Annotated in this window: 15 protein-coding genes and 1 tRNA gene; 5 read left to right on the top strand and 11 right to left on the bottom strand. The window is 63.9% G+C overall.

All coding sequences use genetic code 11. The features are described 5' to 3' along the window. Positions 1–407: 407 nt before the first annotated feature. The 9 genes from HMPREF2559_RS02345 to HMPREF2559_RS02380 form a co-directional block, all read right to left on the bottom strand. Complete coding sequence (locus HMPREF2559_RS02345; protein ID WP_066491425.1) at positions 408–1,220, bottom strand: Bax inhibitor-1/YccA family protein; 813 nt, start codon at positions 1,218–1,220, stop codon at positions 408–410. 92 nt (positions 1,221–1,312) lie between these two features. Next, complete coding sequence (locus HMPREF2559_RS13465; RefSeq protein WP_329601859.1) at positions 1,313–1,780, bottom strand: peptidase associated/transthyretin-like domain-containing protein; 468 nt, start codon at positions 1,778–1,780, stop codon at positions 1,313–1,315. Beyond that, on the bottom strand, positions 1,762–2,241 hold the full coding sequence (locus HMPREF2559_RS13470; protein ID WP_309473695.1) for a hypothetical protein: 480 nt from the start codon (positions 2,239–2,241) through the stop codon (positions 1,762–1,764). Before HMPREF2559_RS13470 ends, HMPREF2559_RS13465 begins: the two co-directional genes overlap by 19 nt. Positions 2,242–2,324: 83 nt before the next feature. Continuing rightward, positions 2,325–2,401: transfer RNA gene (locus tag HMPREF2559_RS02355), tRNA-Leu, on the bottom strand. An 86-nt stretch (positions 2,402–2,487) separates the two neighbouring features. After that, positions 2,488–3,462 carry a Ppx/GppA phosphatase family protein gene (locus tag HMPREF2559_RS02360; RefSeq protein ID WP_066491363.1) on the bottom strand — a complete coding sequence of 325 codons (975 nt, stop codon included), beginning with the start codon at positions 3,460–3,462 and terminating at the stop codon, positions 2,488–2,490. A gap of 43 nt (positions 3,463–3,505) precedes the next feature. After that, positions 3,506–4,072 (bottom strand): DUF501 domain-containing protein, encoded by a 567-nt coding sequence (locus HMPREF2559_RS02365; RefSeq protein WP_066491366.1) that lies wholly within the window; start codon positions 4,070–4,072, stop codon positions 3,506–3,508. Between the two features lie 75 nt (positions 4,073–4,147). Further along, positions 4,148–4,804, bottom strand: coding sequence for an FtsB family cell division protein (locus tag HMPREF2559_RS02370; RefSeq protein WP_070539418.1), 657 nt, complete (start codon positions 4,802–4,804; stop codon positions 4,148–4,150). Between the two features lie 151 nt (positions 4,805–4,955). Then, the gene (gene eno, locus HMPREF2559_RS02375; protein ID WP_066491368.1) at positions 4,956–6,233 is read right to left on the bottom strand and encodes a phosphopyruvate hydratase; all 1,278 of its coding nucleotides are present in this window, start codon (positions 6,231–6,233) and stop codon (positions 4,956–4,958) included. A gap of 341 nt (positions 6,234–6,574) precedes the next feature. Further along, complete coding sequence (locus HMPREF2559_RS02380) at positions 6,575–7,366, bottom strand: lytic transglycosylase domain-containing protein (RefSeq protein WP_066509574.1); 792 nt, start codon at positions 7,364–7,366, stop codon at positions 6,575–6,577. Between the two features lie 173 nt (positions 7,367–7,539). Between HMPREF2559_RS02380 and HMPREF2559_RS02385 the strand changes: the two genes are divergently transcribed. Continuing rightward, on the top strand, positions 7,540–7,971 hold the full coding sequence (locus tag HMPREF2559_RS02385) for a hypothetical protein (RefSeq protein WP_066491372.1): 432 nt from the start codon (positions 7,540–7,542) through the stop codon (positions 7,969–7,971). Here the strand turns inward: HMPREF2559_RS02385 and HMPREF2559_RS02390 are convergent. Continuing rightward, a complete protein-coding gene (locus HMPREF2559_RS02390) occupies positions 7,968–8,579 on the bottom strand; it encodes a MazG nucleotide pyrophosphohydrolase domain-containing protein (protein WP_066491380.1) in 612 nt (203 codons plus the stop codon). The genes HMPREF2559_RS02385 and HMPREF2559_RS02390 overlap by 4 nt on opposite strands. A 59-nt stretch (positions 8,580–8,638) precedes the next feature. On the opposite strand from HMPREF2559_RS02390, the gene HMPREF2559_RS02395 reads away from it, so the two are divergent. The 4 genes from HMPREF2559_RS02395 to efeB all read left to right on the top strand — a co-directional run bounded on the left by HMPREF2559_RS02395 (position 8,639) and on the right by efeB (position 13,525). Then, the gene (locus HMPREF2559_RS02395) at positions 8,639–10,156 is read left to right on the top strand and encodes an amino acid permease (protein WP_083297753.1); all 1,518 of its coding nucleotides are present in this window, start codon (positions 8,639–8,641) and stop codon (positions 10,154–10,156) included. A 187-nt stretch (positions 10,157–10,343) separates the two neighbouring features. Beyond that, a complete protein-coding gene (gene efeU / locus HMPREF2559_RS02400; protein WP_070539420.1) occupies positions 10,344–11,147 on the top strand; it encodes an iron uptake transporter permease EfeU in 804 nt (267 codons plus the stop codon). A 6-nt stretch (positions 11,148–11,153) separates the two neighbouring features. Continuing rightward, positions 11,154–12,284 carry an iron uptake system protein EfeO gene (gene efeO / locus HMPREF2559_RS02405; protein WP_066491389.1) on the top strand — a complete coding sequence of 377 codons (1,131 nt, stop codon included), beginning with the start codon at positions 11,154–11,156 and terminating at the stop codon, positions 12,282–12,284. Positions 12,285–12,286: 2 nt separating this feature from the next. Then, a complete protein-coding gene (gene efeB, locus HMPREF2559_RS02410) occupies positions 12,287–13,525 on the top strand; it encodes an iron uptake transporter deferrochelatase/peroxidase subunit (RefSeq protein ID WP_066509571.1) in 1,239 nt (412 codons plus the stop codon). Positions 13,526–13,563: 38 nt separating this feature from the next. Here the strand turns inward: efeB and HMPREF2559_RS02415 are convergent, their stop codons facing one another. Beyond that, positions 13,564–14,589: a zinc-dependent alcohol dehydrogenase gene (locus HMPREF2559_RS02415; protein WP_066491396.1), complete on the bottom strand. Its 1,026-nt coding sequence runs from the start codon at positions 14,587–14,589 to the stop codon at positions 13,564–13,566. Between the last annotated feature and the right edge of the window lie 424 nt (positions 14,590–15,013).

The raw sequence follows: 15,013 nt of genomic DNA on the forward strand, positions 1-15,013 counted from the left end.
AGTAGCAGTGCCCCCGCCGCGCCGGGCGGTGGCACCTCCCCCGCAGGTACCACCGCCCTGAGCGTGTCCCCCACGGACAATTGTGCCCAATATATTTGGCGAATTCCCCCTCACGGCTTAATTCTCAGAATTAAGAAATACCGAACCGGATAAAGACTTTTAAACGCAAAAGTAAAGAGCAATTAAAGTCCGCAGGATATGCGTTGGAAGCCACAATGCCAACCGTGTAGACGCGCGCGCCACAACGCCTGAAGCGGCTACCCCCGCCTACCCCAAATAACCAAAGTGCAATTAAGCCAACATACAGGTACTACCCATGAAGCTGCTGTAGGGCCTGTTCAAAACCCACGAAATACGACAGTGCCCGCGGTGACCTAGTCACCGCGGGCACTGTGTTTTAGAAGCTTTTAGCGATTCTGGAAGTAGCTCAGCAGACGGAGAATCTCCGTGTAGAGCCAGACCAGCGTCACGGCGAGCCCCAGCGCCACGCCCCAGGCGTTGCGAGCCGGAGCCTGCGCGCGGATGAGACGGTCTGCTTGGTCGAAGTCCGTGAGGAAGGACAGCGCGCCGAGGACGATGCACACGAGCGAGAAGATAATCGCCAACGGGCCGCCGTCACGCAGCGGGCTGAAGCCGGTAAACAGCGCGAGCAACAGGTTGCCCAGCGCCAGCACAGCCACACCCACGAGCGCGCCCAGCATGATCTTGTTGAACTTCGGCGTCACGCGCACCGCTCCCGTCTTGTAGACGAAGAGCATGCCAATGAACACGCCCACGGTACCGAGCACCGCCTGGCCGATGAGCGAGGCAGCGGACGCGCCGCCGACCGTCACGTTGGTGAACATGAAGGAGAACCCGCCCACGAACAGGCCCTCAAAGACGGCGTAGATAAGCGTGGTGGCCGCAGAGCCCCACTTCTTACCGAACGTGGCCACGAGGACCGTCACAAAGCCACCCAGCGCACCCACGAGCGTGAGCAGCGAGGCCAGACCTGGGCTCACAAAGATCGCGATGCCGAAGTTGACAATGGCGCCGACGATGATGACGGCGAGGGTAATGCCGGTCTTCGTCACCACGTCATCAACGGTCATGGGACGCTCAGCAGAGCCCTGCTGTGCGTAGTGGTTGCCGTCAAAAGAGCTGCCAGCGTACGGGTTTGCAGAGTAGCTGTCCTGGCTGGAGCTGGTCAGAGAGTTCATGACCGGGTTGCTAGAGCGCACGGAAGTCACTGTCCTTTCACAGAGTTTTTGTTCTTCTCCTCTATTTAACGCATGAAGTCGCGCGGAAGTTCCCGCCCGCGCGTTGGGGTTTCTTACGCGGACTCATTCGCCTGCGCCGCGCCCGGGCTGCCCTCCGGCGGCTCGCCCCCAGGTCCGCCCTGGCCCGGCATGGGCACCGCCGCGACCTGGGCCTTCGTGGTGGGGTCGACGGGAACGTCGATGCTCACCGCGTACCCGTCGGCCACAGACCCCGTCACCGTCGGCGTCTGCGCGTCCCAGCCATCGGAGAACACGTTGTCTGTCTCCAGCGTGATTCTGTCGAGGTTGCGCGTCGAGCCGTTGTACTCACTCTGTTCATAGACAGCACGCGCCACGTCTTCCGGCACCACGATTTGCGAGGTGAACACGTTATTCGTCGCATCCTTAATGCCACCGATGGAGGTAAAGACCTCAAAGTGAATGTGCGGCCAGCGCCCCGTGTAACAGCCCGGCACGAGCGAGTCGAAGGTGACCTGCACGCCACGCAGCCACGGCTCGCCTGTCACGCCGTCCGAATACATTGAGTACTCGCCCTGCGGACTGCAGTGCCAGTGAGCGGCGCATTGTTATTGGAGATGTCGATGAGGTTCATCGTGAGCGTCATGGGCGTGCCCGTGATACTCCCGCCGCCCTCGATCGAAGACGTGAGGTCGCGGCGTTCAATGCCGGATTCCTCCAGCACGTCCGGACCGTTCGAGCCGTCGCCTGGGTACGGCCCAGCCGTCTCCGTATTAAGCTCCACGCTTTCCGATGCCCCCTCGCTCGCCGTCGCACTCGTCGTCGCGGCCGCAGTCGAGCTGGGAGCCGACTGGCCGCCGGGCGCGCAGGCAGCCAACGCGGCCGAGCCCGCGCCGACACCCAGCACGCCCAGGAGACGGCGCCGGGTAAGGATGGTCTGAATGTCGAAGGTCAGGCCCTGATCCTCGACGTCGTCGTTGGGGCGAGCCAGCGGCCCGCCCTCATACATGGGTGAAGTACTCATGCGAGTAAAGCTATCGCCTCTTGATGGAATTTCCCCCGAATTATGCGCACAGGGCCGCAGGAAAATCCTGGCTGTGTGCTGTGTGGTGCCCCCACAGGGACTCGAACCCTGACTGAATTGATTTTAAGTCAACTGCCTCTGCCGATTGGGCTATGGGGGCCTTCGGTGCCTTTAGCTTATTGCACTCGCCACGGGCACTAAAAATTGGGGCGGCCTTAGGCGCCACCCGGTGGGAGGTGCGGGCCTTTAGGAGGTGGGGGCATCGGCAAGCTCGGCAGCGAGACCTGCAATGATGCCGTCCAGGATGTCCTTCTCGCTGATGACGAAGGAGCGGGCCTCGGTGACCTTCTCCACGGCGTCGATGATGCCCTGGACGACCATGCTGCCGCCGCCGATGACGTCCGCGCGGCCCGGGTGAATGACCGGGTTGAGCACGAGCGAGGCACTGGTCTCGATCAGAATCTGGTCAATGAGCACGCGCAGGGCATCGAAGCGCAGGACGGAGCCATGAATGGCATCGGAGTCGTAGCGTTCTAGGCCCTGAGCCAGCGCCGACATCGTGGTGAACGTGCCAGCGCAGCCGACGAAGGTGCGCGCCTGGTCGAGCGGCACAATCTTGAGGACATCCTCCATGCGCTCGGCGACGTAGTCGCGGGCGATCTCCAGCTCCGTCTCCGTGGCCGGGTCTGAACGCATGATGCGCTCCGTGAGACGCACCGAGCCCATTTGCGCCGAATGCGAGCCAAGCAGCTCGCCGTCCGCGGTGCCGACCACAAACTCGGTGGATCCGCCGCCCACGTCGATAACGCAGTAGGGTGCCTCATCGCGGCCCAAGTCCGCGACCGCGCCGGTAAAGGAGAGCTTCGCCTCCTCGTCGCCGGAGATGACCTCGGCGCGTGCACCGGGCTGAATCTCGCCAAGCAGCTCCGCAGTCATGGAGAAGAACTCCTCGCGGTTGCTTGCATCGCGCGAGGCGGAGGTGGCGACCATGCGCACGCGCTCGACCTTCTCAAACTTCATCTGCTTGACGTACTTCTCGAGCGCCGCGCGGGTGCGCTCTAGCGCGGCCGGGGCGAACTCACCTGTGGCGTCGACGCCCTCGCCTAGGCGCACGATCTCCATGAGACGCGTGATATCACGAATGGTGCCATCCGGCTGCACGTCCGAGATAAGTAGACGGATGGAATTTGTGCCGCAGTCGACGGCTGCCACACGGGTCATGGGAATCTCCTTGCAGATACGGTGTGTGTAATCGTGCCGTGTTCTAGGCGTTGGGCACGTCGAATTGGGCCATGTCGATGCCCAGTTCCTCGACCGTCGGCCAGTCCTGCGGAATGGCGGTGCCGCGCAGATCCTTGTACTCGGCGGCCATGGCGACGGCCTCGGTGCCCAGGCGGAAGTGCTGCGGGCCCTCGGCAAGCGCATAGGCAATGAGCACGTGGAGGCACTTGACGCGGTCCGGCATGCCGCCGCCGGAGAACTGCGTGCCGAGGTCCTCGATGGCGTTGCGCTCAGCCAGGAAGTGCTCGTGGGCGCGCTGATAGTCCGCAGCGAGCTCCTCGTCCTCGGCGAGGCGGGATTCCATCCATTTCATGACGTGGGCGACCTCGAGGCGCGAGGCCTCAGCCGTGAGCCGCGGGTCCGTGAGGTAATACAGCGTGGGAAACGGCGTGCCATCGGGCAGGCGCGGCGCGGTCTTCACAACGGCGGGCTGGCCGTCCGGAGTACGGTACGCGATGGCGAGCACGCCGCGGGCCGGGCGGCCAAGCTGCTCCTTGACGATCTCGAGATCGGCCGCCAGTTGGGCGGCGTCGTTTTCTTGCGCGGTCATGCCCCATATTGTCGCACACCGCGCGCGGAGGCGAAGAACGCGGCCGTCTACCGCCCCGCGGCCACGTCGCTCCGACTACTGGGCGGCGGGTTCGGCGGGGGCCTGCGCGCCTTCAGGGCCCGCGGGAGCGTGCGCGCCTTCTGCGTCGGCGGGACCTTGCTGCTCCGAGACGGCCTCGGACACGGCCTCGGAGATTTCGCCGGACTCGCCGGTTTCTGCGGCGTTCGGGCTGTCGGAGACGGCGCCGTTGTCCACGGGCGGCTCGGCGAAGGAGTCCCACAGGACCGTGTACCAGTCGCGGGAGTCCTCAACCTGCGTTTTATCCGTCGTCACGGCGGAGTCGTGCGTCATCTTAGGATCGAGGATGCGGTACGCGGTCTCCCCTGGCTTCACCACGCCCAGGCGGCGGCGGGCTTCCTGCTCGATATACGACTCCGAGCGGTACTTGTCGATCTCGGTGAGGAGACGTTCCTTCTCCGCGCTCTTCGCAGCGATGGCCTCGTTGAGGCGCGCAATCTCCGCGCGGCCCTGGTAATAGTTGTTGAGCGGCATGGCCACCGCGACGAGCACGATGATGAGTGCGAGAACCAGAATGCCCCAGCCCAGGATGTCGAGGCGCGTGCGCGCCTCCGCCCGGTCTTTCACGGCGGCGCGCGCAGCTGCACGACGGTCCGCGTCGCGAGAGGCAACGGGGACGGTCGTCCGCGACTTCTTCTTCGAGCTGGGTGCCATAGGACTTCCCATCCTAGCCCGCCGCCGTGCAGATCTCCGGGCGCGGCGCGAGTCCGCACGCAAAAATCCCGCCGTCCGTAATAGACGGCGGGATAGTTGTCAGCGCGCTAGGCGCTGTGCGCATGCCACGCGGTGGGCGCGACGCGAGGCTTTAAGCCTGGAAGCGCGGGAAGGCGGAGCGGCCGGCGTAGACGGCGGCATCGCCAAGCTCCTGCTCGATGCGCAGCAGCTGGTTGTACTTGGCCACGCGCTCGGAACGAGCCGGGGCACCGGTCTTGATCTGGCCGCAGTTGAGGGCGACAGCGAGGTCAGCGATGGTGGTGTCCTCGGTCTCACCGGAACGGTGGGACATCATGGTGCGGTAGCCGGCGCGGTGAGCCATTTCGACAGCGTCGAAGGTCTCGGTGAGGGTACCGATCTGGTTAACCTTGACGAGGAGGGCGTTGGCGGCCTTCTTCTCGATGCCCTCGGCCAGGCGGGCCGGGTTGGTGACGAAGAAGTCGTCGCCGACGATCTGAACCTTGTCGCCGATGGCGGCGGTGAGCTTGGTGTAGCCCTCCCAGTCATCCTCCTGCAGCGGGTCCTCAATGGAGACGATCGGGTAGTTCGCGATGAGGTCCTCGTAGACCTTGGCCATCTCCTCAGCGGTGTGCTCGCCGCCCTCGAAGTGGTACTTGCCGTCCTTGTAGAACTCGGAGGAGGCAACGTCAAGAGCCAGGGCGATGTCCTTGCCCGGCTCCAGGCCAGCCTTCTTGATGGCCTCGACGATAAGGTCGAGAGCCGCCTTGGTGGACTCTGCCTCCGGGGCGAAGCCGCCCTCGTCACCGAGGCCGGTGGACAGGCCCTTGGACTTAATAACGGACTTCAGAGAGTGGTACACCTCAGCGCCCATGCGCAGAGCCTCAGAGAAGGACTCGGCACCGATCGGGGCAATCATGAACTCCTGGACGTCAACGCCCGAGTCGGCGTGGGCGCCACCGTTAACGATATTCATCATCGGAACCGGCAGGAGGTGGGCGTTCGGTCCACCGATGTAGCGGTAGAGCGGCAGGCCAGCGGACTCAGCGGCAGCCTTCGCAACGGCGATGGACACGCCGAGGATGGCGTTGGCGCCGAGGCGGGACTTGTTCTCCGTGCCGTCGAGCTCGATGAGCTTGGCGTCGACGAGGCGCTGATCATCAGCTTCCATACCGGCGATTTCATCGACGATTTCCTCGTTGATGTTGTGGACAGCGTTGAGAACGCCCTTGCCCAGGTAGCGGTCGCCACCATCACGCAGCTCGTGGGCCTCGTGGACACCGGTGGACGCACCGGACGGCACGCCGGCGACGCCGTGTGCACCGTCCTCAAGGAAAACCTCAGCCTCAACGGTCGGGTTGCCGCGGGAATCCAGAATTTCACGGCCAAATACGTGCATGATGCCAGCCATTATGTGCTCACTCCTGTAAACATTGTGTGTGGTCTGAAAGGGTTCGAATCAGCCCGGCAGTGCGCGTTACGTTCTATGCGCTCCAGCCTGAAACGAGGAAGTTTTTTATTCCGCCCATAATTGTTCCAGATTTTTGCGATCTGTGGCGGGGCTGGCCAGAAAAATCAGCAAGGTCACAGTCCGAACAGTAGACATGGGCGGCTCACACAGCGCCGCCACAGCCCGATTCAGCTGGGCAAACCATGCCAGAGTGCCCGATTACGCCCGAAAGTGTGGCATTTCCCACCTTTGCCCGACGAGAGACCGCGCGGGCATCCGGGCGGGCGTTGGCAAGGTTTGTTTTAGGAGTTGGCCGGCTGCGGCACGGCGTAGGAGTTCGCAGCCTTGGCAACGCGGGTGACGTAGTCGCGTGAGTTGTTATAGGCGTAGATGGCCTCGAGCCAATCCTCTTCCACGGCGAGATCGCGGTCGTTATCGCAGAGCAGATTGGCGGCGCTCAGCGCGGCGTCATCAATCTGCTGTGGGTCGGCGACGCCGTCGCCGTCCGCGTCGAGGCCGAAGTGTTCCCACGTGCTGGGAATGAACTGGAGAGGGCCCACGGCGCGGTCAAATTCCGTGTCGCCGTCGAGGAGGCCGCCGTCAGTGTCCTCGATGCGCACCGTGTTATTCGTGCCGTCGAGCGGAATGCCCACAATCTTCGGGTCGGGGCGGCCGGTGGCGTCGAGGTTCGACGGCTTAAGCCAGCTGCCACCGTAGGTGCCGTGGCGGGTTTCGACCCAGCCAAGGCCTGCGAGGGTGTTCCACTGCAGGTGACATTCGGGCCAGGCGTCGCGGGCGATGAGTTCCGCGTTGCCGTAGGCGCGCAGGGCCTGCCCCGAGACGTCCGTGGACGCGGCGAGCGGGGCGGACCACTCGCGCAGCTCGTCCGCGGTGCGGCCGGGCGCGTGGACGTCGATGAGCGCGACGGGCTCGGGCGCAGCCGGCGGGACGACGGCATCGACAGGCTGAAGCGTGCGCGTGGGAGACGGCACATGGAAATACGACATGAGCCACGCGACGAGAGAGACGACAAGGAAGACGGCGAGGACCGCAGCACATCCACAGCCGCCCGCGCGCTTTACCCAATCAGTCATGACGGACAATCCTAGCGCTCCCCCGCACCTGCGCCGCGTTGCCCCGCCCGACGCCTAGATTATGACAATTAAGTCTCAACTGTTTACTTTTGTCACATTCACGACTAAGGTGGGCGCGGAACTTTGTTCTCTACCGTGTTGTTGTTCTTCCCTCACCGTTCTAAGGAATTTTCATGAAGCTTCGCGCCACCGTCGCCGCCGCTGCGGCCGCCCTGTCCCTCACCATCGCCCCGTCCGCGTCCGCCGCACAGCTCGACCTCGGCACTCTGCTCGGCGCCGACGCCATCGCGTCCGGCGTCATCAACACCGTCGACTGCGGCACGCTGAAGACCGTACTCCAGGGCATCGACTCCGCCACCGAGGGCGAGCTCCTCACGGAGACCACCACGCAGAGCCAGCTCGCCAAGGGCCTGCAGGGCCTGGGCAAGGTCGAGGGCACGACCAACCCGGCGCTGGCGCTTGCGGCCGTGAAGTACTCCACCCAGACCGCGCAGCGCGCGCAGGCCTGCGGCATCGTCAAGGCTGACGCACCGGGCAGCTTCGGCCTGTCCTCGCAGCTCGAGACGGTCCTCCCGTTCGTCGAGAGCCTGTCCTCGAAGGCTTAACCTTCGCTCGCCTTGCCGCGCGCCCACAGCTCGTCTTGGCGCTCGACCGACACGACGCCGGTCGAGCCGTCGAACAAGTAGGGCGCGCGGCTGCGCATTTTTCGCACGAAGCTCGTGGCAACGTCGCCAAAATCAAAGGCGCCGCGGCGCGCGGCGATTTCCGCATGGAAAAGCACCTGCAGCAGCACGTCTCCGAGCTCTGTGCACAGCTCGCTTTCCGATGCCCCCTCCTCCACCGCCGCAGCAAACTCCCGCGTCTCCTCGGCGAGGTACGGCAGGAGCGAGCGATGGGTTTGGCCCATCTCCCACTCGCCGCGCGAGCGCGCGGCGGACATGATGCGTTGAGCCTCGTAGACCGGCTCGTGGCGCGAGGCGGCCTCGATAATCTCCTCGCCGGCGCTGATACGGACGGCGACGGCGGGGTCCGCGGCGTTCGTGGTCACGATGGTGCCGACGCCCGTAGGGTCGATTTTCGTGACGAGATCCCCGAAGTTCCAGCGCACCTTGACGGGCAACTCGCCGGTATACGTCACCGGCTGGGTCACCCGCGCGAGCGCCTCCATGGGGATAAGGTCGGGCCAGCGTTCATCGAGCAACAGAACAGTCATAGCTCCTAGTTTCTCACAACGGTTTTCACCCGCCGCGTCAAGTCTGTAATTTTATACAGATGAACAACCCTTCCACAGGTGCAGCAGCCCTTACGGGCGCCGCCGCGGCAGACGGCTCGGGCGCGCGCACCCACTCCGTCACCATCTGGACTCTCGTCGCGCTCATCATCGGTTCCACCGTCGGCGCGGGCATCTTCTCTCTCCCACAGAACATCGCGTCGGTCGCAGGCCCGGGCGCCATGCTCATCGGCTGGCTCATCGCAGGCGTGGGCATGCTCTCCGTCGCTTTCGTCTTCCAGATCCTGGCGCAGCGCAAGCCAGCGCTCGACTCGGGCGTCTATTCCTACGTGCGCGCGGGCTTGGGCGACTTTATCGGTTTTACCTCGGGCTGGGGCTACTGGCTAGGCTCGGTCATGGCGCAGGTCGGCTACGCCACATTGTTCTTTAACACGATCGGGCACTACGTGCCGTTCTTCGACGCGGACCACCGCTTAGCCTCGGCCATCGCGGTCTCCGCGCTGTCGTGGACGATCTTCGCGGTGCTCGCCCGCGGCATCAAGCAGGCCGCATTTATGAATATGGTGACGTCCGTGGCCAAGCTCGTACCCATCCTGGCGTTCGTCGTGCTCGTCGCGTTCCTCGGCTTTAGCTGGGACAAGTTCACCTTCGACTTCTGGGGCGAGGACTCCGGCACGCCGCTCTTCGAGCAGATCCAGGGCATCATGTTGTTCACCGTCTGGGTCTTCATCGGCGTCGAGGGTGCTTCGGTCTACTCCAAGCAGGCACGCACCCGCCGCGACGTCGGCCGCGCCACCGTCATCGGTTTTATCTCCGTACTCGCGCTCCTTGTCTCCGTCTCCACGCTCTCCTTCGGCGTGCTAAGCCAGGCCGAGCTCGCCGCGCTCCCGGATAATTCAATGGCCTCCGTGCTCACCGCCGTCGTCGGCCACTGGGGCGGCGCGCTCATCTCGCTCGGCCTGTGCTTGTCCGTCCTCGGCGCCTACGTCTCCTGGCAGATGCTCTGCGCCGAGCCCATCGTGCTCATGGCCGTCGACGGCCTGCTCCCCCGCCGCATCGGCACCGTGAACATCGCGGGTGCCCCGTGGGTCGCGCAGCTCATCTCGACCATCGCCATCCAAATCTTCGTCGTCGTGTTCTACTTGAACGAGACCTCGTATAACGCGATGGTCCAGCTCGCCACCATCATGTACCTCCTGCCGTACATCTTCTCCGCGCTCTACCTCGTGCTGCTAGCCTCCCGCGGCCGCGGTTTCACGCGCCCCAGCGACAAATTCGACCTTTCAGGCCCCGAGGTTTCCCCGCGCGAGAACCGCCACCACCTCGCCATTGGCCTCGTCGCCTTCATCTACTCGTTGTGGCTCATCTACGCCGCCGACCTCGTCTACGTCCTCCTCGGCGCGCTCGCCGTCATCCCGGGTCTCATCCCCTACGTCGGCACGCGCCTAGCCAAGAAGGAGCGCGTCTTCAACGGCTTCGAGTGGTTCGTCGTCGCCCTCGTCTTCGTCGGCGCCATCGCCGCCGTGTGGGGCCTCGTCAACGGCAGTCTCACGCTCTAACCAGCACATTCCGCACTTCACGCCGCAACCGCGGCTTAACACAAATTGGGGTAGCCTCACCTTACGTGAGCTGCCCCTTTTGCATGCCGTCACACATCACGCCCGTTTTATTATGTCAAGCCTAACCTGAGTCGGATAATAAAAGCGGCGCGACCCGCCGTCACCCCACCTGCTCAGGAAGGACGCCATGTTATTCGCCAACCTCCTCATCGGCCTGCGCGAGGGCCTCGAGGCCGCCATGGTCGTCACCATCCTCGCCGCCTACCTCACCAAGTCCGGACACTCGAAGCAGATGCGCTGGGTCTGGGCCGGCGTCGCCGCTGCCATCGCCGTGACGCTCGCCGTCTTCGCCATCATTTACTACGGCACCAAGACGCTGACCACGGTGGGCCAGGAGATTATTGGGGGCATCGGCAGCCTCGTCGCCGTGGCCCTGGTGAGCTACATGCTGCTGTGGATGCACGGCGCCTCGAAGAATATGAAGGCTGAGCTCGAAGGCAAGCTCGAACACGCCATCACCGTCGGCCCCGGCTCTGTCTTTGTTCTGGCGTTTATGGCCGTCGTCCGCGAGGGCATCGAAACCGCGCTGCTCGTCTTCGACACCTTTGCCTACGGTTCCTCGGCCACGCCAGCGCTTGGCCTCTCGCTAGGCATCGCCATCGCCGTCGCGGTGGCCGTGGCCATGTACTTCGGCGCGATCCGCATCAACTTGCGCACGTTCTTCCGCGTCACAGGCATCCTGCTCGTCATCGTCGCCGCAGGCATCCTGCGCTACGGCCTTACGGACCTCCAGGAGGCCGGCCTGCTGCCGGGCCTGCACACACTCGCCTTCGACGTCTCGCACATCATCGCCCCGGGCACCGCGCTCGCGACGTTTATCGAGGGCATCTTCAACCTCGTCCCCGCTCCCACCACGCTGTCCATGGTGGGCTGGGCCGTCTACCTCGTTATCGCTCTGTACCTGTTTCTCCGACCGACTAAGAAAGCCTAACTACTCATGAACCGCACTGTCTCTGTACTTGTCGCCGGCCTCGCGTTGGGATCGCTCACCGCCTGCGCGGACAAAGTCGACGAATCGCAATCCACCAACTTCACGGTCGCCGCCACGGACGACGCCTGCACCGTCTCCGGCGCCGAGGCCACCACCGGCACCTCGACCTTCGAAGTCACCAATAACGGTGAGAAGACCACGGAGTTCTACGTCTACACCTCCGGCGGCCGCGTCGTCGGCGAGGTCGAAAACATCGGCCCAGGCGCCACCCGCAAGCTCGTCGTCCAAATAACGGACCCGGGTGACTACACACTCACGTGTAAGCCGGGAATGGTCGGCGACGGCTTCTCCCAAACGCTGAAGGTGACCGGCGAGGCCGTGGAAGCCTCCACCGACGAGGTCCTCACCCAGGCCGTCGACGGGTACATCTCCTACGTCCGCTCGCAGACCACCGCGCTGCAGGGGCAGGTCGACGAGTTCGTCGCCGCCATCGAGTCCGACGATATCGACACCGCGAAGGAACTTTTCCCGCTCGCACGCACCCCATACGAGCGCATCGAACCCGTGGCGGAGTCCTTCCCGAACGACCTCGACCCGCGCATCGACCTGCGCGAGGCCGACATCCAGGAGGGCGACACCTGGTCCGGCTTCCACAAGATCGAAAAGGATCTTTGGGTAAACAAGAAGATCACGGACGAGACCAAGGCGGACGCCGCCCAGCTCAAACAGGACATCGCGGAGCTCGTCGACGGCGTGGCCGCGGACGACTACACGCTCGCGCCCGTCCAGATCGCGTCCGGCGCTCAGGGCCTGCTCGACGAGATCGCCACGTCCAAGATCACCGGCGAAGAAGACATCTTCTCCCATACCGACCTTTACGACTTCCAGGCAAACCTCGACGGCTCCCGCGCGGCCATCGCGTCGCTGGAGAAGGCGCTCAACGAGCGCGACCCACAGCTGCTCACCGACATCAACGAGCGTTTCGACGCCGTCCAGACGCTGCTCGACACGTACCGCGAGGGCGATGGCTTCGTCTCCTACGACAAGGTCTCTCAAGACGAACGCCGCAAGCTTTCCGATGCCCTCGATGTCCTCACCGAAAAAGTCTCCACCGTCCAGGAAGTCGTAGCGAGCTAGCCATGAGTCGTTCTTTTAGCCGTCGCGCGCTCTTCGGCGGGGCCGGTCTACTCGCCGCGGGGACGGTCACAGCATGCTCCGATAGTTCCGGCCGGGATGGAGTCACGGCCGCCGCAGCTATCGTAAAGTTCAACGGCCCGCACCAGGCCGGCATCGTCACGGCGCAGCAGGACCGTCTCCACTTCGCGGCGTTCAACGTCGTATCAAAAGACCGCGCGGAACTCGAGGAGCTCCTGCGCACGTGGACCGCCATGGCGCGGCGCATGACGCGGGGCCAGACCGCTGTCGATGAGGATATCTCCGAGGTCGGCCAGCACTCTGTCCCGCAGGATACCGGCGAGGCCTACGACCTGGAGCCGGCGAACCTCACGCTCACCATCGGCTTTGGCCCCTCGCTCTTTGACGAGCGCTTTGGCTTTGCCTCCGCACGTCCGGCCGAGCTGGAGGATTTGCCAAAGTTTGCGGGAGACCAGCTCATCGGCAAGCTCTGCGGCGGCGATATTGCCATCCAGGCATGCTCGGACAACCCGCAGGTCGCCGTGCATGCCATCCGGAACCTCGCGCGCGCTGGCCGCGGCGTCGTGGAGTACAAGTGGTCGCAGCTTGGCTTCGGGCATGCGTCGACGACGACTCGCGAGCAACAAACGCCGCGCAACCTCTTCGGGTTTAAAGACGGCACGAACAATATCAAGGCCGAGGACACCGACCTGGCGGACGAACATATCTGGGTCTCCGGCACGAACTCGTGGCTCGACGGCGGCACGTTCCTCATCACGCGACGCATTCGTATGCTGCTGGAGAATTGGGACCGGCAGGTGCTCTCCGACCAGGAGGAGACGTTTGGTCGCGTCAAGAGCTCAGGCGCGCCGCTCGGCCGTGAGAACGAGTTCGACGAGCTGCCGCTCGACGAGTATGTCGGTACGTCGGGCCCGGTCATTCCGCTTACGGCGCATGCGCGGCTAGCGAGCCACCAGGAAAATGGCGGGGCGCGCATGCTACGGCGTGCGTATAACTTCACGGATGGCATCGACGACTTCGGGCATATGGACGCGGGGTTGTTCTTCATCGCGATCGTCAACTCCCCTGCCGAGCGGTTTATCCCCATTCAAAAGAAGCTCGCGAAGTCGGACAAGATGAATGAGTACGTGCGCTACGAGTCGTCTGCCATCTTCGCCTGCCCGCCGGGGCTTGCAGATGACAACGATTGGTGGGGCCGCGGGCTCTTCGAGGCCACGGCCTAGATGCGTCCGCGCCGCGTGCGTGCGGCGCGGACTCCGCCCTAATAGCGAATGACGCGGCGGCCTTCGATGCCGCCCTTGATAAGTCCCTCGAAGACCTCGTTGACGTCGTCGAGCTTGACCTCCTCGACCGTCGGCTTAATCATTCCACGGGCGTAGAAGTCGAGCGCCTCCTCGAGATCCTGGCGTGTACCCACGAGCGAGCCGCGGATGGTGAGGCCCTTGAAGACAATGTCGAAGATGGGCGCGGGGAACTCTCCCGGCGGCAGGCCGTTGAAGACGATGGTGCCGCCCTTGCGCGCCATGCCGATGGCCTGGCCGAACGCCTGCGGGTGAACGGCCGTGACGAGCACGCCGTGGGCGCCGCCCTTGGTGTACTCAGTAACGGCCTCGGCCGGGTCCGCTTCCTTGGCGTTGACGGTGTACTCGGCGCCGTGCTTCTTCGCCAGCGCTAGCTTCTCTTCTGAGATATCCACCGCGATGACGCGCATGCCCATGGCGACGGCGTATTGCACCGCGATGTGCCCCAGTCCACCGATGCCGGAGATGACCATGAACTGGCCCGGGCGTGTCTCTGAGACCTTGAGGCCCTTGTAGACCGTGACGCCAGCGCAAAGAATCGGCGCGACCTCGATCGGGTCCGAGCCTTCCGGGATGCGCGCGCAGTAGCGGGTGTCCACGAGCATGTACTCGCCGAACGAGCCGTCCACAGTGTAGCCACCATACTCCGCCTCGTCACACAGCGTTTCCCAGCCGGTGCGGCACTTCTCGCACACACCACACGCGGACCACAGCCAGACGTTGCCCACAATGTCGCCTACCTCGACGGTGTGCTCGCCCGGCCCCAGCTTGACCACTTCGCCCACGCCCTCGTGCCCCGGGATGAACGGTGGCTCCGGCTTCACAGGCCAGTCGCCTTCCGCGGCGTGGACGTCCGTGTGGCAGATGCCCGACGCAAGGTTACGCACAAGTGCTTGGTTGCGACCCGGTTCCGGAAGATCCGCCTCGCGGATATTCAGGGTAGGTCCGAATTCTTCGACGACAGCGGCAGTGAATGTATCACTCATTATGTACTCCTTTACTACGGGTCGATGACGTCACCCAGACTAGAAATCTCGCCCGCGTGCGCGAGCCGCCCTACCCCGCTGCAAATTCCGCAAAACTATGACCTAACACGAAACCTACGCGATGAGTGACATAGCACATCCAGACTGCAAAGATCGCATTTTTACCCCCGACCTGCATAAATGAATACCCATTTCATTAACCTCGGTCGTTTCCTCCATCCCGCACGAAGGCATGCCGAATGACCCCAGCCTTGGCTGGGGTTTCCTTTCGGCTGTTAGTCCACGGTGCAGAGTAGGCGCTTGCCATACGGCGTGACGTACCAGTAATTGCCCTCGGCATCACGGGTATACGAATCACCATCGGCCTTGCGCCCGTTATGGAACCGGCATAACGGCACAAGGTTCGCGACATTCGTGTCGCCGC

The sequence above is a fragment of the Corynebacterium sp. HMSC072G08 genome (assembly GCF_001809185.1).
In the GTDB taxonomy this organism is placed as follows: domain Bacteria; phylum Actinomycetota; class Actinomycetes; order Mycobacteriales; family Mycobacteriaceae; genus Corynebacterium; species Corynebacterium phoceense.

What these genes read in the sequence shown, in the direction of transcription:
- efeO (WP_066491389.1), top strand. Translation starts at nt 11,154, where the DNA reads ATGAACCGCACTGTCTCTGTACTTGTCGCCGGCCTCGCGTTGGGATCG.
- HMPREF2559_RS13465 (WP_329601859.1), bottom strand. Translation starts at nt 1,780, where the DNA reads ATGTATTCGGACGGCGTGACAGGCGAGCCGTGGCTGCGTGGCGTGCAG.
- HMPREF2559_RS02415 (WP_066491396.1), bottom strand. Translation starts at nt 14,589, where the DNA reads ATGAGTGATACATTCACTGCCGCTGTCGTCGAAGAATTCGGACCTACC.
- efeB (WP_066509571.1), top strand. Translation starts at nt 12,287, where the DNA reads ATGAGTCGTTCTTTTAGCCGTCGCGCGCTCTTCGGCGGGGCCGGTCTA.
- HMPREF2559_RS13470 (WP_309473695.1), bottom strand. Translation starts at nt 2,241, where the DNA reads ATGAGTACTTCACCCATGTATGAGGGCGGGCCGCTGGCTCGCCCCAAC.
- HMPREF2559_RS02365 (WP_066491366.1), bottom strand. Translation starts at nt 4,072, where the DNA reads ATGACCGCGCAAGAAAACGACGCCGCCCAACTGGCGGCCGATCTCGAG.
- HMPREF2559_RS02380 (WP_066509574.1), bottom strand. Translation starts at nt 7,366, where the DNA reads ATGACTGATTGGGTAAAGCGCGCGGGCGGCTGTGGATGTGCTGCGGTC.
- HMPREF2559_RS02370 (WP_070539418.1), bottom strand. Translation starts at nt 4,804, where the DNA reads ATGGCACCCAGCTCGAAGAAGAAGTCGCGGACGACCGTCCCCGTTGCC.
- HMPREF2559_RS02360 (WP_066491363.1), bottom strand. Translation starts at nt 3,462, where the DNA reads ATGACCCGTGTGGCAGCCGTCGACTGCGGCACAAATTCCATCCGTCTA.
- HMPREF2559_RS02395 (WP_083297753.1), top strand. Translation starts at nt 8,639, where the DNA reads ATGAACAACCCTTCCACAGGTGCAGCAGCCCTTACGGGCGCCGCCGCG.
- efeU (WP_070539420.1), top strand. Translation starts at nt 10,344, where the DNA reads ATGTTATTCGCCAACCTCCTCATCGGCCTGCGCGAGGGCCTCGAGGCC.
- eno (WP_066491368.1), bottom strand. Translation starts at nt 6,233, where the DNA reads ATGGCTGGCATCATGCACGTATTTGGCCGTGAAATTCTGGATTCCCGC.
- HMPREF2559_RS02390 (WP_066491380.1), bottom strand. Translation starts at nt 8,579, where the DNA reads ATGACTGTTCTGTTGCTCGATGAACGCTGGCCCGACCTTATCCCCATG.
- HMPREF2559_RS02385 (WP_066491372.1), top strand. Translation starts at nt 7,540, where the DNA reads ATGAAGCTTCGCGCCACCGTCGCCGCCGCTGCGGCCGCCCTGTCCCTC.